Source organism: Nocardia sp. NPDC058497 (assembly GCF_042720195.1).
Classification (GTDB): domain Bacteria; phylum Actinomycetota; class Actinomycetes; order Mycobacteriales; family Mycobacteriaceae; genus Nocardia.
The window spans coordinates 1-20,831 of sequence record NZ_JBHXMY010000015.1; the positions used below are offsets into that span (position 1 = coordinate 1).

A 20,831-nucleotide genomic window follows, 5' to 3' on the forward strand; every position below is an offset into this window, starting at 1 on the left:
TGCTGAAGGTGCTCGATCGCACCCACACGCCGGGGCGTGCGGTCGCCGCCGCGAAGGAAGCCAGGGCTGCCGGGTTCGAGCACGTCAATCTTGACCTCATCTACGGCACCCCCGGCGAGACCGATGCCGATCTGGACGCGAGCCTCGATGCCGTGCTGGCCGCCGGTGTCGACCATGTCTCGGCCTACTCCCTGATCGTCGAGGACGGAACCGCCTTGGCGCGCAAGGTCCGTCGCGGTGAACTGCCCGCCCCCGACGACGACGTCCTCGCCGGCCGCTACGAACGCATCGACACCCGCCTGGCCGAGGCGGGCCTGTCCTGGTACGAGGTCTCGAACTGGGCCGCGAACGATGCGGCCCGCTGCCGCCACAACCTCGGCTACTGGGACGGCGGCGACTGGCTCGGCGCTGGACCGGGCGCCCACAGCCACGTCGGCGGCGTCCGCTGGTGGAACGTCAAGCACCCCGCCCGCTACGCCGATCGCGTCACCCTCGGCGGCCTGCCCGCCGCGGGCTGGGAAGCCCTTACCGACGACGAGCGCTACACCGAGCACCTCATGCTCACCGTCCGCCTTCGCACCGGCCTCCCGCTCGCCACCCTCGCGCCGACGGCACGCCCCGCGCTCGACCGTATCCTCGCCGACGGACTCGCCGAGATCACCGACGATCACCTGGTCCTCACCGACCGGGGCCGTCTCCTCGCGGACGGCGTGGTCCGCGACCTCCTCTACTGATCCGCGAAATATCGGTTTCCACGCCGCGGACACCGTGGCACGATGCGCCGCGTGTCCACATCCCGAAGTGAGCTGGTGCGCTGGCAATTCGACCTGGTCTGGTCGCTGTTCGAGTACCACCTGGAGCGGTTGTCGCCGACGGACTTCCTGTGGGAACCGGCCGCGCCGCACTGGACTCCGGCTCGGCCTATCCGTGGCCTGCCGACGCCGGACTGACGATCGCTCATCTGGTCTCCTGGGTCGATGCCGAACTGATGAAGAACGTGGCAGAAATCGGTCAGCTGCGGGTGCTACGGGCAGCGGGAGCCGGGTCGCCTGACACCGATTCGTGACCCGAATTTCCGGGTCGGCGAGTGCCCGGGGCCACATCGATGATCGCCCGGTCAGCGTCATGAGATGACGTGATGCACACCTCACCGAGGGCACGTCGCACCGGGGTCGCGAAGTGGAAGGTTCGGCGGGTTCGGGGTCGAAGATAACGATTAGGGGCGTAGGCTTCGACTCGATCCTAGGGAGCTATATGTCCACCGAACGGCACATCACCCTCGTCCACGAGCAGAGCGAATTCGCTGAAGCACGCTCTGCGGAGAAGGCGGAGAACGCGCGGCAGTGCGCGGTCGCCGCTCGCACGGTCGCGTCGCATTCCAACGACGCGGAAGATTGCGTATCGCTGCTGGCGATGCTCGGCCTGGATGCCCTCGCGGGCAAGCAGGTGGGCGCCGCCTCCTCCGCCGCCCGGAGCTGACCCGGTCTGGGCCGCCCGCCCGGGCGGCCCTCGCCGGTCGCTCGGATCGACCATGCGGGCGCGGTGCCCTCGGCTCGCTGACCCGGTCAAGCCTGAGCCGTGGCTCGGTGCTGCGCGCCCGGCTAGCCACCGTCCCCACCTCCGATCACGCCCCCGCTGACCGTCGGTCGCGGATTGCCAAGCAGTGCATCGGTATTCGCCTGTGTGATCAGGTAGTCCGGAAGCACACGCTCGGCGTCGCTGTCCGGTGCTCGCCCAGCGCCAGGCAATACGGCGCAGTGGAACAGTCGATCGACCATGCGGGTCGGCGACGTCGCGCTCGGTGAGTTCGCCCCGATGACCGGCCCTGTCGCGCCCGGCACACTCCGCCCGGCACCTGGCCGCAGCTCTTCTGCATCGTGCGGCGGCAGATAGGGAATGCCCCGGGCTGATTGATCACTCGAAGCTGTCGGTGCCGCAGTCCAGGCGGGTTGCGCGCCGCCCGGATGCGCCGACCCATTGCGGCCCACCGATGTCATATTTGGGTCCACCGCCGGAGCGTCCGCCCCCGCGGCAGCACTCGGCAATCCAAGGCCCCCGATCAGTGCCGAGGCTGGAGCCGGACTCGTGGCGACCGTGGGCATCGTCGTATTGCTTGCCCTCACCGAGCTGTCACCCGGCACCGCCGAGCTTTCACCCACCCCCGCCGAGCTGTCGCCCCACCCCGTTGAGTCGCCATGTGGCCCCGCCGCGTCATCCGACCCTGCCGAGTCACCGTCCGGCCCCACCGAGTCAGCCGACCCCGCCCCCGCCAGGCCACCACTTTGTGCCGAGCCGTCATCGGATGTCGCTGCGCCTCCGCCCAGGGCAGTAGTAGCAACGCCTTCCGAGCTGCTCGTGGCAGGTCTGAGGTCAGCTGCCTGGGGCGAGTGCGGTGAGTCCAAGGTCTTCACCTGCGCGAATTCACCCTCGACGCCACCGCCTGAATGCTCGCCGAAGATCTCGGCCGACCTGCCTCGCCGCAACAGCCGATCGTCGGAATCCCAACTAGGAACTCCCCGCCGACTCGGCATGGGCAACACCGGAATCCGGGCATCCACTTCGCCGAACGGCGCCACATACCGCTCACGCATCGCGAGACGCGCGTCCTCCAGTGCGGCGGTGGCCGCACGATGCGACTCCGCCTGACCCGTCACCAGCAAGGGCGGACCCACCTCGGCGGCGACGACCTGTTCCGGGATGGCGTACTTGGTCGCCACGATCGCGTCGGCCGCAGTCCGAACCAGGCCGGAGAACTGGTCCAGAACAGCGGTCAGCGCCCGAGCTTCCGCGGCATAGCTGTCGACAGCCGCACTCGAGGCATCAGCGGCGGCGCCGGACCACCCCGCCGAGTCCCGCATGGCCCGTTCGAAGGCCGCCAGCCCGTCCTCCCACAAGCGAGCGATTCGCGCGAACTTGTCCGCCTGCGCGACAGCATCGGTCACCTCGAGCGGCGCGAAGGCCGCGGCGATCTCCCGATGACGCCAACTCCGCGCATTCTCACCACCACCCGGAATGCCACGCGGCTCATACGCGGTCACGGCGCGGTCTCCAGCAGATCATGGTGTCCCGCAGCCGATTCCACGGACCTGAGCTGCCCGGCCCACTCCTCGTCCGCGAGCATCATCCGATTCCACACCACCCGATGCGCCGCACGGATACCGGCGACAACGCGCGCATGCTCCGCCATCACCGCACCGATGCTGTTCCCCTCGCCGCCGGCCTTCGTCCGCAACCGCGCCACCACCGTGGCGCCGGATATCAGCCGCGCATCACCTTCGCCCAGCCCCCAATGCGCCTGATCGCCGATCTCCCGGGCCAGCGCCCTGATCTGGTCGATCACCCGGAGAAACTCCGCACACCCCCGGTCGAACTCGGCGAACTCCGCCGGATCCAGTGCCACCACCGTGGCAGCTGTGCTCTCGTTCTGTTGCATCACAAGCCCCTCCCCACCCGCCGCGGACAGCTGAAAAACGCTGGTAAACAGTTGAATCAGTGCCGAACGTACGCCGGTGCCCAGAGCGCGGCCAGCCCCTGTCTGCCACTTGTGGATAAACCGCGGCCTGTGGATAACCCCGCCCACAGCAGCGATGTGAGCGGGCGCGCCGGGACCGGACAATTAGACTGGACAACGAGACGCTCCGAGCGTCCGCGTGCGAGTCTGTGCGGCGAACACAGCAGCACACGCGGGCCGATGACGTACCCGGCACGAGCGAGGAGGTGGGGTCGATGGCGTCGAGCACCGAGGATCGGCGGTTCGAGGTCCTGCGAGCGATCGTCGCGGACTACGTCGCCACCAAGGAACCGATCGGCTCCAAGTCGCTCGTGGAACGGCACAGCCTCGGCGTATCCAGCGCGACCATCCGCAACGACATGGCCGTGCTGGAAGCGGAGGGGTACATCACCCAGCCGCACACCAGCTCCGGCCGCATCCCCACCGACAAGGGGTATCGCGAGTTCGTCGACCGGATCGCCGAGGTCAAGCCGCTCTCGGGCGCCGAGCGCCGCGCGATCATGGAGTTCCTCGAATCCGGGGTCGATCTCGACGACGTCCTGCGCCGCGGTGTGCGGCTGCTGGCGCAGCTGACCCGCCAGGTCGCCGTCGTCCAGTACCCCACGGTCTCGGCCTCGATCGTGCGCCACATCGAGGTCGTCGCGCTCAATCCGGCCCGCCTGCTGCTGGTGGTGATCACCGACACCGGCCGGGTCGACCAGCGCATCGTCGACCTCGGCGCGGTGATCTCCGACGACGATCTCGCCGCGGTGCGCGGCCTGCTCGGCGGCGCGATGGACGGCAAGCTGCTGTCGGTGGCCAGCGCGTCGGTCGCCGGCCTGCCCGAACAAGCGCCTGCCAAGATCAAGGACGTGCTCGTCCGCGTCTCGACGGTGCTGGTGGAGACGCTGGTGGAGCATCCCGAGGAGCGGCTCGTCCTCGGCGGCACCGCCAACCTCACCCGCAATGTCGCCGACTTCGGGTTCCCCGGCTCCCTGCGCACGGTGCTGGAGGCGCTCGAGGAGCAGGTCATCGTGCTGAAACTGCTCGCCGCGGCGCAGCAGCCCGGCCAGGTGATGGTGCAGATCGGCGAGGAGACCCAGGTCGAGCAGATGCGTGGCACCTCGGTCGTTTCCACCGGCTACGGCGCGGCGGGCGCCGTCCTGGGTGGCATGGGTGTGCTCGGCCCCACCCGGATGGACTACCCGGGAACCATGGCGTCGGTGGCCACCGTTGCCCGGTACATCGGAGAAGTACTCGCGGAAAGGTGACGGCGGGCCGGGAACGGCCAACCCGCACTGTTAAGGTCGATACTTCGGCCGGTAAAGTTGAGTGGATTCGACTAAAGGATGCGCCCGGCGCTCGGCTGGACCACAGCGACCAAGGACTAGAGAACTCAAGTGGCACGGGATTACTACGGACTGCTCGGCGTCGGCAAGAACGCCACCGACCAGGAGCTCAAGCGCGCCTACCGCAAGCTGGCCCGCGAACTCCACCCCGACGTGAACCCGGACGAGGCCGCCCAGGCCAAGTTCAAGGAAGTCTCCACCGCCTACGAGGTGCTGACCGACCCGGAGAAGCGCCGGATCGTCGACCTCGGTGGTGACCCGCTCGAAAACGGCGGCGGCGGAGCCGGATTCAGCGGCGCGGGTTTCGGCGGTCTCGGCGACGTCTTCGAGGCGTTCTTCGGCGGCATGAGCGGCCAGGGCGGTGGCGCGCGCAAGCCGCGCGGCCGCGTGCAGCCCGGCGCCGACTCGCTGATCCGCACCCGGCTGAGCCTGGCCGAATGCGCGGTCGGCGTCACCAAGCACCTGACCGTCGACACCGCCATCCTCTGCGACATCTGCCAGGGCGCGGGCACCAACGGCAACTCCAAGCCGATCCGCTGTGAGACCTGTGACGGCGCCGGTGAAGTGCAGTCGGTGCAGCGCTCCTTCCTGGGCCAGGTGCTCACCTCGCGGCCCTGCCCGACCTGCCGCGGCGCGGGCGAGACCATCCCCGATCCCTGCCACAAGTGCGGTGGCGACGGCCGCGTGCGCGCGCGTCGCGAGATCGCCGCGCCGATCCCGGCCGGTGTCGCCAACGGCATGCGCGTGCGTCTGGCCGCTCAGGGCGAGGTCGGCCCCGGTGGTGGCCACGCCGGTGACCTCTACGTCGAGGTCGTCGAGCAGCCGCACGACACCTTCGTCCGCGACGGCGACGACCTGCACTGCACCGTCCGCGTGCCGATGGTCGACGCGATCCTGGGCACCACGGTCGTCGTCGACACCATCCTCGACGGCCCGACCGAGCTGACGATCGCGGCGGGCACCCAGCCCGGCGAGGTCATCCAGCTGCGCGCCCACGGCATGCCCCGGCTGCGTTCGGGCGCCCGCGGCGACCTGCTCGCCCACCTCGACATCGTCGTGCCGACCAAGCTGGACGGCAAGCAGACCGACCTGCTGCGCAAGTTCAAGGGCATGCGCGACAAGGATCGTGCCGAGGTGATGTCGGCTCAGTCCGAGCACAACAGCGGCCTGTTCGCCCGGCTGCGCGCCTCCTTCAGCGGACGCTGACCCGGTGGCCGCGACGGTCTTCTACCTCGACGAGGTACCCGAACCGGGCGCCGTCGCGGTCCTGGACGGTCCGGAGGGCCGCCACGCGGCGACCGTGCGCCGGATCAGGGTCGGCGAGCCGATCACCCTGTCGGACGGACACGGTGTGCTCGCCGAATCGGAAGTCGTTGCGGCCCAGAAGGACCGGCTCGAACTCGCGGTACGGACGCGACGGGTCGCCACCCCGGTGACCCCGCAGGTGACCGTGGTGCAGGCGCTGCCGAAGTCGGATCGCTCCGAACTGGCCGTCGAGCTGATGACCGAGGCGGGCGCCGACGTCATCGTGCCGTGGCAGGCCGCGCGCTGCGTCGCGAACTGGGAAGCCAAGGCAGCCAAGGGAATCGAGAAGTGGCGGACCGCCGCCCGCTCGGCCGCCAGGCAGTCCCGGCGCGCCTACATCCCCGAGGTCGCCGACCTGCACCGCACCCGCGACCTGCTCGATCTGGTGCGAAAAGCCAAGGCGGACGGCGCGATCGTCGCCGCGTTGCACGAATCCGGCACGGGCAAGTTCACCGAGCTGCCGCTGGCGCAGACCACCGACGTGGTCCTGATCGTCGGCCCCGAAGGCGGCCTGGACGACACCGAACTGGCCGCACTGGCCGAGGCGGGCGCCGACATCGTGCTGCTCGGCCCGACCGTCCTGCGCACCTCGACCGCCGCCGCGGTGGCCCTCGGTGCCCTCGGCGCCCTCACCGCACGCTGGTAGTTCCCGGACCCGGCTGTGACCTGCGATCACCGGTCGATCGCGGTTCGGCCGATCCCGCCGTTATTCCCTGGGCGGTGTCGGTGCCGCGCGTTAAACTGGGCTCATCGAACACACAGTCGAGACCGGAAGCAGGCCATAGGCACTTTTGAAGAACTCAGGCGAGATCGGCGACCCCACCACCAACCCCGTAACAGGCATCGGCGCAGGCGGAAACAATGCGGGTCCCGCGGCGCGCACAGTGCGTTCCAGCATCGAACTCGCCCCGGAGTCTGTCTTCCCGTTCCTCGGCTCGGCCGACCAGAACCTTCGTCAGCTGGAGAAACTGCTCCCGGCCGACATCCATGTCCGCGGCAACACCGTCACCATCACCGGTAAGGCCGGCGATGTGGCACTGGCAGAGCGCGTCATCGAGCAGCTCGTCGCGCTGACCGGCCGTAATCGGGTGATCACTCCGGAAGCAGTCAGGCACACCGTCTCGATGCTCACCGAAGGGTCATCGGAATCCCCGGCCGAAGTGCTGAGCCTGGACATCCTGTCCCGTCGCGGCAAGACCATCCGCCCCAAGACGCTGAATCAGAAGCACTACGTCGACGCGATCGACGCCAACACCATCGTCTTCGCCATCGGTCCCGCCGGTACCGGCAAGACCTACCTGGCGATGGCCAAGGCGGTGCAGGCCCTGCAGTCCAAGCAGGTCAACCGCATCATCCTGACCAGGCCCGCGGTCGAGGCCGGCGAGCGGCTCGGCTTCCTGCCCGGCACGCTCAACGACAAGATCGACCCGTACCTGCGGCCGCTCTACGACGCGCTGCACGACATGATGGACCCGGAAGCGATCCCCAAGCTGCTCGCCTCCGGTGTCATCGAGGTCGCGCCGCTGGCCTACATGCGTGGGCGCAGCCTCAACGACTCGTTCATCATTCTCGACGAGGCGCAGAACACCACGGCCGAGCAGATGAAGATGTTCCTGACCCGCCTCGGCTTCGGCTCGCGGATGGTCGTCACCGGTGACATCTCGCAGGTCGACCTGCCCAACGGGCAGCGTTCGGGTCTGCGGGCCGCGGCGGAGATCCTCATCGATATCGAAGACATCCACTTCTCGGAGCTCACCAGCGCCGATGTGGTGCGGCACCGGCTGGTCTCCGACATCGTCGACGCCTACGACCGGTACGAGTCCGACACCCGCGCGGTGCCGGGTCCGCACTATCCGGGCAACCGGGCGCAGCGCCGCGCGGCCGGTCGTCCGAACCGCGGGTAACTCACGCCGTGCTCGATGCTAATCGGGGCGGGCCACGACCAGAGCTGGCCCGATGCCGCTCCCGGCGGCGTCGGGTCGGCACCGTAGGCTGAACAGGTGAGCATCGAGATCGCCAACGAATCGGGCATGGACGTCCCCGAAGAAGACCTGGTCAGCGTCGCACGTTTCGTGATCGGCCGGATGGACGTGCATCCCGCCGCCGAGCTGTCGATGGTGCTCGTCGATCTCGACACCATGGCCGACCTGCACGTGCGCTGGATGGACCTGCCCGGCCCGACCGATGTGATGTCGTTCCCGATGGACGAACTGGAGCCGGGCGGTCGCCCCGACAGCCCCGAGCCCGGCCCGTCCATGCTCGGTGACATCGTGCTGTGCCCGGAGTTCGCGATGGGCCAGGCCCAGAAGGCCGGTCATTCGCTCGATCACGAGCTGGCGCTGCTCACCGTGCACGGCGTGCTCCACCTGCTCGGCTACGACCACGCCGAGCCGGAGGAGGAGAAGGAGATGTTCGCGCTGCAGGCCCAGCTCCTCGAGGAGTGGTATGTGAGCCTGCGCGAGGAACAGCGCCGCGCCGAACTGGCCGAGCGCGACGCCCAGCTACTCGGCAAGGCAGGTTTCACCGCACCGGGTGACGCACTGGGCCCCACGTGACCTCACTGACCCAGATCCTGCTGGCGATCCTGCTGATCGGGCTCGGCGGGGTGTTCGCCGGGGTCGACTCGGCACTGAACACGGTGTCGCGGGCTCGCCTCGACGACATGGTCCGGGAGGAACGCCCCGGCGCCGCGCGCTTGCGCAAGATCGTCGACGACCGCCCGCGGTACGTGAATCTCATGGTGCTGCTGCGCATTCTGTGCGAGATCACCGCCACCGTCCTGCTGGCCGCGGCGACCCTGGCACTGTGGACCGCAGGCACGGCACTGCCGGTCACCGCCGCGGTGATGGTGGTCGTCTCCTACGTCGTGATCGGCGTCGGCCCGCGCACGCTCGGCCGCCAGCACGCCTATTCGATCGCACTCGGCGCCGCGGTGCCGCTGCAGATCATCGGCGCGGTGCTGAGCCCGGTGAGCAGGCTGCTGATCCTGCTCGGCAACGCGATCACTCCCGGTAAGGGTTTCCGCAACGGCCCGTTCGCGTCCGAGATCGAGCTGCGCGAAGTGGTCGACATGGCCCGCGAGCGTGGCGTGGTCGCCGACGACGAACGCCGGATGATCCAGTCGGTCTTCGAACTCGGCGACACCGCCGCCCGCGCGGTGATGGTGCCGCGCACCGAGATGGTGTGGATCGAGGCCGACAAGACCGCGTCCCAGGCGATGTCGCTGGCGGTGCGCTCCGGGCATTCCCGGATCCCCGTTGTCGGCGAGAACGTCGACGACGTGCTCGGCGTGGTGTACCTGAAAGACCTTGTCCCGTACGCCGATCGCAGCCGCAAGGTGACCGTGCGCGAGGTCATGCGGCCCGCGGTGTTCATCCCCGACTCCAAGCCGCTCGACGATCTGCTCGACGAGATGCAGCGCCGCCGCAACCACATGGCGCTGCTGGTCGACGAGTACGGCGGCATCGCGGGTCTGGTGACGATCGAGGACGTGCTCGAGGAGATCGTCGGCGAGATCGCCGACGAGTACGACACCGACGAGACCCCGCCCGTGGAAGACCTGGGCGACGGCCGCTTCCGGGTGTCGGCACGGCTGTCGGTGGAAGACCTCGGCGAGCTGTACGGGTTCGATATCGAGGACTCCGACGTCGACACGGTGGGCGGTCTGCTGGCCCACGAGCTGGGTCGTGTCCCGCTGCCCGGCTCGAAAGTGACCGTGTACGGGCTGGTCCTGCGCGGCGAGGGCGGCGCCGATGCCCGCGGCCGGATGCGGGTGAACACCGTGCTGGTGCGCCGCGCGGCCGAGAAGAACAAGAAGACCGCGGCGGGCGCCGAGTCCGCCGAGGTCACCGTGCCCGACGACAACGGAGAAACCGATGAGTGAACTGGACGCCGAGGACAACAAACTGCTGGTGCTGGCGCGTGGCGCGCTGGGCCGCACCGGCGGCGCGAGCGGCGCCGCGATCCGCGACACCGACGGCCGCACCTACGCCGCGGGCGAGGTCGCGCTGACCGCGCTGCACCTGACCGCGTTGCAGGCCGCCGTGGCCGCCGCGATCTCCAGCGGCGCGGAGGGTTTCGAGGCGGCGGTCGTCGTCGGCGGTGCGTCCGACGACGCGGGTATCGCCGCGGTGCGCGAGGTCTCGCCGTCGGCCGCGGTGATCCGCACCGACCGCACCGGCGCCGTCCTGAGCGAGGTGCACGGTGGCTGACAAGGAATTCCGTTCCGGCTTCGTCTGTTTCGTCGGCCGCCCGAACACCGGCAAGTCGACGCTGACCAACGCGCTGGTCGGCACCAAGATCGCGATCACCTCCTCGCGCCCGCAGACCACCCGCCACACCATCCGCGGCATCGTGCACCGCGACCACGCCCAGCTGATCCTGGTCGACACCCCCGGCCTGCACCGCCCGCGCACCCTGCTCGGCCAGCGCCTCAACGATCTCGTGCGCGACACCTACTCCGAGGTCGACGTGATCGCCCTGTGCATCCCGGCCGACGAGAAGATCGGTCCCGGTGACCGCTGGATCGTCGAGCAGATCAAGATGATGGCGCCCAAGACCACCGTGCTCGGCGTGGTCACCAAGATCGACAAGGTGAGCCGCGACCAGGTCGCCCACCAGCTGATGGCGGTCTCGAAGCTGCTCGGCCCCGAGGCCGAGGTCGTTCCGGTGTCGGCGGTCAAGGGCGAACAGGTCGAGGTGCTCGTCGACGTGATCGCCTCGAAGATGCCCGAGGGCCCGGCGTTCTACCCCGACGGCGAGATCACCGACGAGCCCGAGGAAACCCTCATGGCCGAGCTGATCCGTGAGGCCGCGCTCGAGGGCGTGCGCGACGAACTGCCGCACTCGCTGGCCGTGGTCATCGAGGAGATCCAGCCGTACGAGGCGAACGAGGACATGCTCGAGGTGCATGCCCTGCTGTATGTCGAACGGCCGAGCCAGAAGGCGATCATCATCGGCAAGAACGGCGCCCGCCTCAAAGAGGTCGGCACCAATGCCCGCAAGCAGATCGAGCACATTCTCGGCACCCGGATCTACCTGAATCTGCACGTGAAGGTAGCCAAGGATTGGCAGCGCGACCCCAAACAGCTGGGGAAGCTGGGCTTTTGACCGTTTGAGCGTCGGCGGTACGGGGTATCGTTCGGCGAATACGCCGACAGTGCCCGGCGTGCTCGCTGATCGCCCGGGGAGGCCGTCGAAGTGCCCGATGCCAATGATGTCGGCAAGCTGCTGGAGTTGCTGCGGGCGCTGGAGATCCCCGACACCAAACCGCGGGTGTTGCGTACGCTCCTGCGCGGGCGTCGCACGCTGCCCCGGCCGATCGTCGAACTGGTCGGGGTGCAGGGGCATTCGGCGCTGGTCGCAGACCTCTACAGCTGGCTGAGCGAATCCGGTGGCAGGCGCGCGACGCCGCGGGCCAAGATCGATCTGCACGCGCCCGATCTGCCGCGCACCGCGCTCACGCCCGACCTCTCCGCGGTCAGCGCGCACGACGATCAGGAGATCGCCGGGCACTGTCTGCCGATCATCCAGCAGCTGGTGGCCGGTTTCGCCGCCGACGACACCGCGATGGGCGCGATCAAGTTCCCGCGCTACCGCACCGCCGACTGGCTGACGCGCCAGCGGGTCACCAGCGACGAGTCCGAGGCGCCCGACGAGTTGCGCCGCAGGCTACCCAAGCTGCTGCGCAGCGGATCGCCGACCAGCCGCTCCGACACCGCGGAAGGCGTTGCGGGCGACACGATCTCGCGGGTGGTCTTCGGTGTGCTCGCGCTGTGGCCGGTGTTGCGGTTGTGGCTGTGGGTGTCGGGTCGCATCCCCGGCATGTCGAAGGTGACCAGGTGGTTCCTGCACCAGCGCTACCTCGCACCCGAATTGTCGGGCAGCTTCCTGGGTTTCGCGTCCCGGCTCACCGCCTCGCACCGGGTCGACGAGAACGAGGAACAGGTCGCCAAACTCCTGATCCACGCGTTCCTCGAGGATCTGCGCGACGCCTACCGGCGCCGGATCTGGCGGCCGTCGAGCTGGCGGCGCACCGCCTACCCGGTGGCGCTGCTCGGCGGCCTGGCCGAGGGTAGTGACGGCGCGCGAATCCTCACCTGGGTCAACGAGATCAGGAACGAGACCGGCCATTTCGATCCGCTGGTGATCGTGGCCTTCCGCGACGAAGGCCCGAACCGCGAGGTCGGCGAGCTCGGCCACATCGGTGAACTACGCACGCTGCGCACCCTGGAGAGCCTCGCCGAGCAGCCATCGGCACAGCCGCCGGATCCGCTGCAGACCTGGCTGCGCGAGATCGACAACCGGCGCACCCATCGCCAGACCGACGCCTGGTTCCTGCCGCTGCGCGCGCTGCTGCCCGCCGACACGCCGCCGCGGATCAGCGACCCCCGCTTCCGTGGGCTGGCCCTGCCGCCCGCGCCGCCGATGGCCGCGCGCAGCTGGTTCGTCGGCCTGTGCGTGCTGATCCCGATCGTGCTCGCCATCGGCGCCGCGCTGGTGTACTTCCCGCCGCTGCGCAACGCGCCGTGCTCGCAGTGGCCGTGGACCGATGGCGTGTCGGTGAGCCTGCGCGACGGCGAATGCGTCGGCTACAGCGACAACACCGCGCAGCTGTTCGCCGACGATCCGGAGCTGACGGCGATGCAGCGCGAGGTGTTCCGGCTCAACACCGCGGCCGCCGAGGCACGCGAGAGCAATCCGAACCGTCCGCTGGTCTCGCTGGTGTACTTCGCCGGGCTCAGTTACGCCGATACCAATGTGCGCTATCCGCACGCCCAGGTCGAGGAACTGGCCGGGCTGGCGGTGCAGCAGCGCCGCGCACTGCTGGCCTCCGACGAGTCGGAACCGTTGCTGCGCATCATCATCGCCAACGGTGGCTCGGATATGCGACAGGCCGGATGGGTGGTCGACCATCCGCTGCGCGCGCTGGTCGCCGACGATCCCAGCGTGCTCGGCGTGGTCGGTATCGACCGCAGCACCGACGAGACCCGCAGGGCGATCACCCGGCTCGGCGAACTCGGCGTGCCCGCGGTGGCGACAACCCTGTCCGCCGACGGGCTCGAGCAGGCCTCGCCGCTGTATTTCCAAGCGGCGCCGAGCAATACCGTGCAGGCGCGACTGATCGCGGACTACGTGCAGGGCGCGCGTGCGGCCAACGGCACGCCCCGCTACGACAAGGTGATGATCTATCATCCGGAGTCCGCCGACGATCTGTACGTGACGAGCCTGGTCGCCGACCTGCAGGCCGAGCTCACCACCCGCGGTGTCGCGCAGGAGAGTCTGAGCTGGCGCGAACAACAGCAGCTCTACCGGTTCCCCGCACCATGCGAGACCGACGGCTTCGACCGGCGCACCCTGCTGTTCTTCGCCGGCCGCAACGACGATTTCCCGACCTTCGCCAAATCGGTCAGCCGCGGCTGCCTGAGCGGAGCGGGCCCGGCGATCCTCGGCAACGACGCGGTGACCCGGCTGATCACCGACCCGAAGGCCACGGCCGCCCTGCCCGCGAATCTGACCGTGCGCTATGTGTCGAAGGCGGCGCCGGTGATGCTCGGCGGGGCCGATTGTGTCCGCGGCATCGGCAAACTCGGCAATCAGCCGGTGCCGTTCGAACACGAGCAGCTGTGTGTCGAACTGGCCGGACTGATCGAGGATCTGCGCGGCTACCCGGAACTCATCGACTACCGGCCGACCTGGGCGGGAGACCGCACTGGCCTCGCGTTCGACGTCAGCGGATTGTTCCTGCAAGCCGTGCGGAGCAGTCGCAGTGTGCTGGCCGACCTGCCGCCCAACCGGACCGCCATCGCGGTGCAATTGCGCGAGAGCGACTATCGCGGCGTGACCGGCACTCTCGGCTTCTCGACGCGTCGCGTCGCCGACGGATCATCGATCGCGGTACTGGTCACCACGGCTGTCGGCGGGCCGGCCCCGCAGCGTTGCCTGCTGATGTTCCCGCGCCAGACCGGTCAGGACGGCTGTCCGGCAGGCACGAAAAGCGATCTCGAAGGCTGGACCGAACCGGGCCGCTAGTCCGCGTTCGCTGGAATTGGTAAATCGTGCGGTCCGATTCGTGCTGTTATAGTCGCTCGGGCATGACTGGAACCCAGCGGTTTTCGGTCGCTCTAGCGGGCGGACCGATCACCGCGTCGCTGGTCCGGACATCTGCCGGAAGGGTCCCGGCAGCGCTGTGACACGTGGGAGATCGGGCGGGTGAGTATTGCCGAGGGTGCCGAGTTCGCCGGCTATCTGATCGAGCGGCGGCTGGGTGCCGGTGGAATGGGCACGGTCTATCTGGCGCGCCACCCGCGGCTGCCGCGCCACGACGCGCTGAAGATCCTCGCCGACGACCACGCCGCGGACACCGAGTTCCGGGCCAGGTTCCTGCGCGAAGCCGAACTCGCTGCCGGACTGGCCCATCCGAATCTCGTCGCGGTGCGTGATCGAGGCGAGACCGACGGCAAGCTCTGGATCGCCAGCCAGTACGTCGCCGGTTCCGATGCCGCCGAATTGATCCGGCGCGCTCCCGCCGGGCTGGACTGCGCGCGTGCGGTGCACATCATCGGCGAGGCGGCGCGCGGGCTCGACGCGGTGCATCGCGCCGGGCTGCTGCACCGCGACGTCAAACCGGCCAATCTCCTCGTCGCCGAGGAGCCCGGCCGTCCCGACCGTGTCCTGGTCACCGACTTCGGCATCGCGCGCCGAGCCGAGGACACCGCGACCTTGTCCGCGGAGGGCGGCCTCACCGCGACGCTGTCCTACGTCGCACCCGAACAGCTCGCGGGCGAGCGCGTCGATCTGCGCGCCGATGTCTACGCGCTCGGGTGCTCGCTGTTCCAATTGCTGACCGGCACAGTCCCGTTCCCTCGGCAGACCGCCGCGGCGGTGATCTACGCACATCTGCACGAGCCGCCGCCGCAGCCGTCTGCGGTGCGCCCCGGGGTGCCTGCAGCCTTCGACACCGTCATCGCGACAGCGATGGCGAAGGACCCGGCGCAACGATTCGCCTCGTGTGGCGAGCTGGCGGCGGCCGCGCGCGAGGCGATAGCCGGCCCGCCGATGACATCGACCATCGGACCGGCACCGGTCGCGGCAACGCAGGACGGCGCGGTTCCGCTCGGCACGTCGGGGGCGACGACCGGTGATACCCCGGTGCAGATCGCGGAGCCAGGGGTGCACGGTGGCGCCGCGCCGAGACCGCCCGAAAGCCCGGCAACTCCCGCATCGGGTGTGGGCGAGGGCAATTCCTGGCCGCCGGCCCCCATGATCGACGCCGATCCTTTCACCGCGGCGCTGCTGCGGCGCCGGACGCCGTTGGGCCGGCTGGTCCGCCGCCGTGCGTTCTGGGCGGTGGCGGCGGTCGTCCTCGTCGGTGTCGTGACGGCGGCGGCCTTCGGCGTCACCGGTCGCGGCGCGGACGCGGCGTCGAGCGCGCAGGTCACCACGTCGCCGCCCCCGCTGCCGCCGGCGACCGCCTGGGGTGTCTACAGCTTCATCGCCGACACCTTCCCCGACCTGTTGCCCGGCTATCCGTACGGCGTCGGCTATCAGGAGATGACCGGCTGCTACCTGATCGACGACAAGGGAAATCGGGTTCCGACCGACACACTCGCGCCCCTGGCTCGGATGCGCTGTGAAGGCAATCGTGACCCTGCGGTATCGGTGACCCTCGTGTGCAACACCGACCGGTCCCTGATACTGGTGCCGCCCAGCACGGACAAGGTGGAGGGCCACGAACAGTGGGGCCGTGCGTCCGGAAGCGGAAACCTGTACTGGGGCAGCAACCACGGTCTCGACCTCGTCGACGTCGGTCATCTGTCCGTCTACTTCGACGAGGCCGCCCGGTCGTTCTGCCGGGTCGAGGTCATCGGTGGCGCCGACGGCGCCGAGCTGCGCGAGAGGTGGTGGGCCGATGCGCCGCTGTGATTCCCGCGTGGCCGGCGGGCTGCTCGGTGTCGTCCTGCTGGCCGCCGCGGTGGCCGGTTGTCAGGTGCCAGGGACGCCGGAGCCGGTCCGTGTCGACCTCGCGGCGCTGGATTACGGGAACTACCAGCATGTTCCGCTGACGCCGCCGCCGGGCACCGAGTACTCGGGCCGGGTGCTCGAGTCGATCAGGATCGGCGAGGTCATGGTCAATCCGGCCAAAGCCGATTCCGCGCTGTCGGTCTCGCCCCTGGCCAAGGAGGCGGTCCCGCTGCCGACGCCGGCCAAGGTGTCGGGCGTGCTGTCCGAACAGGCCCGTGCCGTGCTCACCGAACACGGCATGCTCGCCGGGTTCCTCGTCGCGGGGACCGACACGGCCAATGTCCGGCAGCTGACCGTGCTGGCGCTGCGCATGCCGAATCCGGACGCGGCGAGCAAGGCGGCAGCAGCGCTGGACGCCACCGACGCGGCGGTCAGCGCCGACAACGTCGCGGTGCAGATCCCGAAATATATAGCGGCCAAGGCGCATTGGCGGCCCACGGTGGCAAGCATGGCGGCCACCGTCGCGCACGGTGCGTTCGTGGTGAGCGTGCTCGCCGTCCACACCACCCCCGATGCCGCGGCGCTGACCACCCTGATCAGCAGTGCCTTCGACGCGCAGCTGCCCGAGCTCGACCGCTTCGTCGCGACGCCGCCCGAGCGCTTCGCCGAGCTGCCGATCGATCCCGAGGGCATGCTGGCCCGGATGGTGCCGGAGAAACTGGGGCGCTGGTCGGCGCCCGCGGTGGTGCTGGTCGACCCGGACAACATCGCCGGCGGGAAAGCGGTACTGCACCCCAGGGGAGTCGTCTACGGCCCCAACGCGACCTATCTGTTCGGTTCCCGCCAGCAACGGACCGCGGAGGACGCCCTGGCACTGATGGGCTTCGACGGACTCAAGCGCTACCCCGACGCCACCGAGGCGCGCCGGGCCTACCAGCGCAGCGCCAAGAACTTCGCCGACCTGCGTCCGGTGCCCGGTCCCGCGAACATCGAGGACATCCGATGCAGCGACACCGGTCCGGACGGGAAAGAGCCGAACGTCCGCTACGTGTGCGCGCTGCTGCACGGCCGCTATGTCGCCACGATCTTCGCGCCGTCCGAGCAGCAGATCCGGCAGAAGGCCGCCGCCCAGTACAGCCTGCTGGAACTGGCCGGATGAGCGCGAACCTGCGCCCGGGTGCGGTCTTCGCCGGGTATGTGATCGAGCGCGTCCTCGGCAGCGGGGGCATGGGCACCGTCTACGCCGCGCGTCATCCGCGGCTGCCGCGCTGGGATGCGCTCAAAGTGCTCAGCGACACCCACAGCGCCTCCGCCGAATTCCGGGCCCGGTTCGTCCGGGAGGCCGAGCTGGCGGCCCGGATCGACCATCCGAATGTGGTGGCGGTCCACGATCGCGGGATCGACGACGGCGCGCTGTGGATCGCGATGCAGTACGTGGCGGGCACCGATGCCGCGTCGATGCTGCGCCGGGGCCTGCCCGATCCGCGGCTGGCACTGCACATCGTCACCGAAGCCGCCGCGGGTCTGGACGCGGCGCACCGCGCCGGACTACTGCACCGCGACGTGAAGCCGGCCAACCTGATGCTGGAATCGCGGACGGGCGAGCCGGACCGGGTGCTGGTCGCCGATTTCGGGATCGCCAAGTCCGGCACCGACGGCACGGCGCTCACCGAGGCGGGCGCGTTCCTGGCGACCCTCGCCTACGCGGCACCGGAGCTGATCCGGCTCGACGCCGTCGATCATCGCGCCGACCTGTACTCGCTGGGCTGCACGCTCTACGAGTTGCTCACCGGCCGTAAGCCCTTTCCACGCGACGTGGCCGCCGCCGTCGTCAACGCGCACCTGACCGCGCCGCCGCCCCGGCCCACCGAGCTGAACCCGCACCTCCCACCCGCCATCGACGCGGTGATCGCCCGGGCGATGGCCAAGAATCCCGACGACCGGTACTCCAGTTGCGGGGCACTTGCCGCCGCCGCGGCCGCGGCATTCGGCATGCCGGTGGCACCGACGGCCCGGGCCGGGCAACCTGACGCGGTGATGACGACGAAGCCGCCGGCCGGGCATCCCGGCGGCTCACCCGAGGCAGTCGTGCCGAGCGGTGCACCACGCGTGCAGAGCGATGCGCCAGGAGCTTCGAGCGGTGCGCCGGGAGGGTTGAGCGCAGCGTCGGGCGCTTCGCGAGGCGCGCACAGCGTGCAGAGCGGTGCGCTGGGTGTTGGGGCCCAAGGTGCGCAGCAGGATTGGGTCGTGCCCAGTCGCGGCGTGCCCGCTGACGGACGGCGCCGGCGGGGGTTTGCGGCTGTCGGAGCAGCCGTCGTGATCACCACCCCCCTGATAGCGACAGCGATAGTAACACATTACCGGGAAGTGGCGACCAAACCCGAGGTCACCGCGACGTCGGTAGCTCCAACGACCACCGCCGAATCACCCTGGAAGGCCCACGAATACATCGTGCGGGCGTTCCCCGAGCTGCTCCCGAAGTCTCCGTTCGCCGGTGGCTACCAGGGCATCCGGTGCGCCGCGATCGACAAGGACTACGACCCGGTTCCGCTCGACCAGCTCGGCGACGTGGGCACCCTCAGCTGCAACGGCAACCGCGATCCGGTCCAGCGGATGACGGTGGCCTGCAAGGGCAATCGCGCGCCGACCGACGCGGGCAGCTTCGCCGATGCCTTCGCGACCAGGGAAGAGGCGTGGGATCGGCCGTCCGGGCGGGGACGGATTGTCATCCAGGATATCCCCGGCCGCGATCCCGGCACCGTCGCCGGTGCGCTGAGCATCCAATTCGACGACACCGCCCGCAACTTCTGCCTGATCATCGTCATCGGTGGTGCGAACGGCACCGATCTCTACGACAACTGGTTCGTGAACGCCCCGCTCTGACTCACCACCACTGCGCCGGCCGGTGCCTCTCCCAGTGCAGTTCCGATTCCAGCTGCGCGGCCAGCGAGATCAGCATCGGCTCGGTGTTCGCGGTGCCCATCAGCTGCGCGCCGATCGGCAGCCCGGTCTCGGTGAAACCGGCGGGGACGTTCACGCTCGGCCAGCCGAGCACATTCCACGGCCAGGTGTAGGGGCAGGCGCCGGTGATCAGGTTGTTGGTCGCGCCGACGCCGATGCCGTCGATCTCCTCGGCGCGCGGTGCGGGGGTGGCGGTGGTCGGGGCGAGCACCAGGTCGTAGTGGTCGAAGAACGAGCCGATCTGCTTGTGCAGCAACGGTTCGAGGCGTCGCGCCGCGGCAAGCACCGGTCCACCGAGCACCCGGCCGACACGGGAGTTGGCGGTGGTCCGCGGGTCGACGATCGCCTCGGGCATCGCCCGGTGCACCCGGTGGATCCCGGCCATCGAACGCGGCAGGAACGACGCGCCGATCATCAGGCCGTAGTGCAGATCGGCCACGGTGACGGTGTGCCCCAGCGCGCGCAATGTCTTCGCCAGCGCGTGCACCGCCGCCGCGATCTCCGGGTCGAGCGCGGTCTTGGTCGCGGTGAACGGAATACGCAGGGAGAGCGCGATTCTGAGCTTGCCGGGATCGCGCCCGACGGCAGCGCTCGCGTCGATCGGCGCCGGGGTGTGCAGGTCACCATTGTGCGGCCCGGCGGCGACGTCGAGCAGCAGGGCAGCGTCGCGGACCGTCCGGGCCAGCGGCCCGTTGACGGTGAGCCCGTAGAACGCCTCGGCGTGCGGCCAGGTGGAGATGCGACCGCGCTGCGGCTTGATCCCGACCAGGTTGTTCCACGACGCGGGGATGCGCACCGAACCAGCGCCGTCGGAACCCAGTGCGGCAGGGACCAATCCGGCCGCGACCGCCGCCGCTGAACCACCCGATGAACCACCGGGAGTGCGGGTGCGGTCCCACGGATTGCGGGAGTGGCCGAAGGCATCACCGCTGGTGAACGGCAACTGGCCCAGCTCACAGGTATTGGCCTTGCCCACGATCACCGCGCCGGCGGCGCGCAGCCTGCGCACCGATTCGGCGTCCTCGGCCTTGGGCACGAACTCCCCACCGCAGCCGAAAGCGGTGACCTCACCGGCGATATCGGTGTCGTCCTTGACCGCGATCGGCACGCCGAGCAGCGGCAGCCGCGCACTGGCGGCCAGCCGCGCGTCGGCTTCGGCAGCCTCCCGCAGCGCTGCCTCGCGGCGGACGACGCGGAAGGCGTTGAGCGTCGGCTGGGACGCCTCGATCCGGTCGAGCGCGTCGGTAACCGCCGCGACCGAGGAGAAGCGGCCGTCGGCGATCGCCGTGGACAGTTCGGTGAGGCTGAGGTCGGCCGAGGACGCGACGCCGTCGGACACGGGCATGTGAGCTCCATCTCTGCAGGTAATCGGGTCGACCGTAGCGTGAAGCTGGTCACCCGTCCACATACCCTGGGTGGATTTCTCGGCTATAGACATACATACGGCATGTATGTAACAGTGGATAAGCCCAGCATCCGACCAGGGGAGGACCCCATGGGAATCAGCTCAGCACTCGGCCCGGCACGCGAGATCGCCCTGTCGTCCGGCCGCATCCGCTATCACGACACCGGCACCGGATCGCCGGTCGTGTTCGTGCACGGCCTGCTCGTCAACGCCGACATCTGGCGCGGGGTGGTACCCGGCCTCGTCGCCGCCGGACACCGCTGCCTCGCGCCCCCCAGGGCCCGCGGGGCGGCGTGGATACCCCTAGCCCCCGCCCGACGAACCCCCCCCCCCCCAGCGGGCCCGATAGCCCCGTGTG

18 protein-coding genes and 1 pseudogene are annotated in these 20,831 nt (G+C 69.6%); 16 read left to right on the plus strand and 3 right to left on the minus strand.

Annotation, left to right across the window (positions count from 1 at the left end; genetic code table 11):
* From ACFWPJ_RS02225 to ACFWPJ_RS02235, 3 genes are all read left to right on the plus strand, one after another.
* Positions 1 to 734, plus strand: a 734-nt coding sequence (locus ACFWPJ_RS02225; RefSeq protein WP_378846038.1) for a coproporphyrinogen-III oxidase family protein, incomplete at its 5' end; no start/stop codon positions are given.
* A 51-nt stretch (positions 735 to 785) separates the two neighbouring features.
* A complete protein-coding gene (locus ACFWPJ_RS02230; RefSeq protein WP_378846040.1) occupies positions 786 to 950 on the plus strand; it encodes a hypothetical protein in 165 nt (54 codons plus the stop codon).
* Positions 951 to 1,254: 304 nt separating this feature from the next.
* Positions 1,255 to 1,479, plus strand: coding sequence for a hypothetical protein (locus ACFWPJ_RS02235; protein WP_189033064.1), 225 nt, complete (start codon positions 1,255 to 1,257; stop codon positions 1,477 to 1,479).
* A gap of 122 nt (positions 1,480 to 1,601) precedes the next feature.
* Here the strand turns inward: ACFWPJ_RS02235 and ACFWPJ_RS02240 are convergent, their stop codons facing one another.
* Both ACFWPJ_RS02240 and ACFWPJ_RS02245 read right to left on the minus strand, forming a co-directional pair.
* Positions 1,602 to 3,038 (minus strand): hypothetical protein, encoded by a 1,437-nt coding sequence (locus ACFWPJ_RS02240; protein ID WP_378846042.1) that lies wholly within the window; start codon positions 3,036 to 3,038, stop codon positions 1,602 to 1,604.
* Positions 3,035 to 3,580 (minus strand): hypothetical protein, encoded by a 546-nt coding sequence (locus tag ACFWPJ_RS02245; protein ID WP_378846043.1) that lies wholly within the window; start codon positions 3,578 to 3,580, stop codon positions 3,035 to 3,037. Before ACFWPJ_RS02245 ends, ACFWPJ_RS02240 begins: the two co-directional genes overlap by 4 nt.
* A gap of 146 nt (positions 3,581 to 3,726) precedes the next feature.
* Here ACFWPJ_RS02245 and hrcA point away from each other — a divergent pair, with 146 nt between their 5' ends.
* From hrcA to ACFWPJ_RS02305, 12 genes are all read left to right on the plus strand, one after another.
* Positions 3,727 to 4,761, plus strand: a complete 1,035-nt coding sequence (gene hrcA / locus ACFWPJ_RS02250; RefSeq protein ID WP_378846045.1) for a heat-inducible transcriptional repressor HrcA — start codon at positions 3,727 to 3,729, stop codon at positions 4,759 to 4,761.
* Positions 4,762 to 4,890: 129 nt separating this feature from the next.
* Positions 4,891 to 6,045 carry a molecular chaperone DnaJ gene (dnaJ, locus tag ACFWPJ_RS02255; protein ID WP_378846047.1) on the plus strand — a complete coding sequence of 385 codons (1,155 nt, stop codon included), beginning with the start codon at positions 4,891 to 4,893 and terminating at the stop codon, positions 6,043 to 6,045.
* 4 nt (positions 6,046 to 6,049) lie between these two features.
* On the plus strand, positions 6,050 to 6,790 hold the full coding sequence (locus ACFWPJ_RS02260; protein ID WP_378846049.1) for a 16S rRNA (uracil(1498)-N(3))-methyltransferase: 741 nt from the start codon (positions 6,050 to 6,052) through the stop codon (positions 6,788 to 6,790).
* Positions 6,791 to 6,986: 196 nt separating this feature from the next.
* Entirely contained in the window at positions 6,987 to 8,048 is a 1,062-nt protein-coding gene (locus ACFWPJ_RS02265; RefSeq protein ID WP_378846078.1) for a PhoH family protein, read from the plus strand.
* A 96-nt stretch (positions 8,049 to 8,144) separates the two neighbouring features.
* Positions 8,145 to 8,699, plus strand: a complete 555-nt coding sequence (gene ybeY, locus ACFWPJ_RS02270; RefSeq protein WP_378846050.1) for an rRNA maturation RNase YbeY — start codon at positions 8,145 to 8,147, stop codon at positions 8,697 to 8,699.
* Entirely contained in the window at positions 8,696 to 10,027 is a 1,332-nt protein-coding gene (locus ACFWPJ_RS02275; RefSeq protein WP_378846052.1) for a hemolysin family protein, read from the plus strand. The genes ybeY and ACFWPJ_RS02275 overlap by 4 nt, the downstream gene beginning before the upstream one ends.
* The gene (locus ACFWPJ_RS02280; RefSeq protein WP_378846054.1) at positions 10,020 to 10,355 is read left to right on the plus strand and encodes a cytidine deaminase; all 336 of its coding nucleotides are present in this window, start codon (positions 10,020 to 10,022) and stop codon (positions 10,353 to 10,355) included. The genes ACFWPJ_RS02275 and ACFWPJ_RS02280 overlap by 8 nt, the downstream gene beginning before the upstream one ends.
* Positions 10,348 to 11,253 carry a GTPase Era gene (gene era, locus ACFWPJ_RS02285; RefSeq protein WP_378846056.1) on the plus strand — a complete coding sequence of 302 codons (906 nt, stop codon included), beginning with the start codon at positions 10,348 to 10,350 and terminating at the stop codon, positions 11,251 to 11,253. Before ACFWPJ_RS02280 ends, era begins: the two co-directional genes overlap by 8 nt.
* 90 nt (positions 11,254 to 11,343) lie before the next feature.
* Positions 11,344 to 14,175 (plus strand): ABC transporter substrate-binding protein, encoded by a 2,832-nt coding sequence (locus tag ACFWPJ_RS02290; RefSeq protein WP_378846058.1) that lies wholly within the window; start codon positions 11,344 to 11,346, stop codon positions 14,173 to 14,175.
* Positions 14,176 to 14,355: 180 nt separating this feature from the next.
* A complete protein-coding gene (locus ACFWPJ_RS02295; RefSeq protein WP_378846060.1) occupies positions 14,356 to 16,068 on the plus strand; it encodes a serine/threonine-protein kinase in 1,713 nt (570 codons plus the stop codon).
* Between the two features lie 7 nt (positions 16,069 to 16,075).
* On the plus strand, positions 16,076 to 17,266 hold the full coding sequence (locus ACFWPJ_RS02300; RefSeq protein WP_378846061.1) for a hypothetical protein: 1,191 nt from the start codon (positions 16,076 to 16,078) through the stop codon (positions 17,264 to 17,266).
* Complete coding sequence (locus ACFWPJ_RS02305) at positions 17,263 to 18,990, plus strand: protein kinase (RefSeq protein ID WP_378846062.1); 1,728 nt, start codon at positions 17,263 to 17,265, stop codon at positions 18,988 to 18,990. The genes ACFWPJ_RS02300 and ACFWPJ_RS02305 overlap by 4 nt, the downstream gene beginning before the upstream one ends.
* Before the next feature lies 1 nt (position 18,991).
* Here the strand turns inward: ACFWPJ_RS02305 and ACFWPJ_RS02310 are convergent, their stop codons facing one another.
* Positions 18,992 to 20,413 carry an amidase gene (locus tag ACFWPJ_RS02310; protein ID WP_378846064.1) on the minus strand — a complete coding sequence of 474 codons (1,422 nt, stop codon included), beginning with the start codon at positions 20,411 to 20,413 and terminating at the stop codon, positions 18,992 to 18,994.
* A gap of 150 nt (positions 20,414 to 20,563) precedes the next feature.
* Between ACFWPJ_RS02310 and ACFWPJ_RS02315 the strand changes: the two are divergent.
* Positions 20,564 to 20,831 (plus strand): annotated as a pseudogene (locus tag ACFWPJ_RS02315) (alpha/beta hydrolase); the annotation flags it as partial.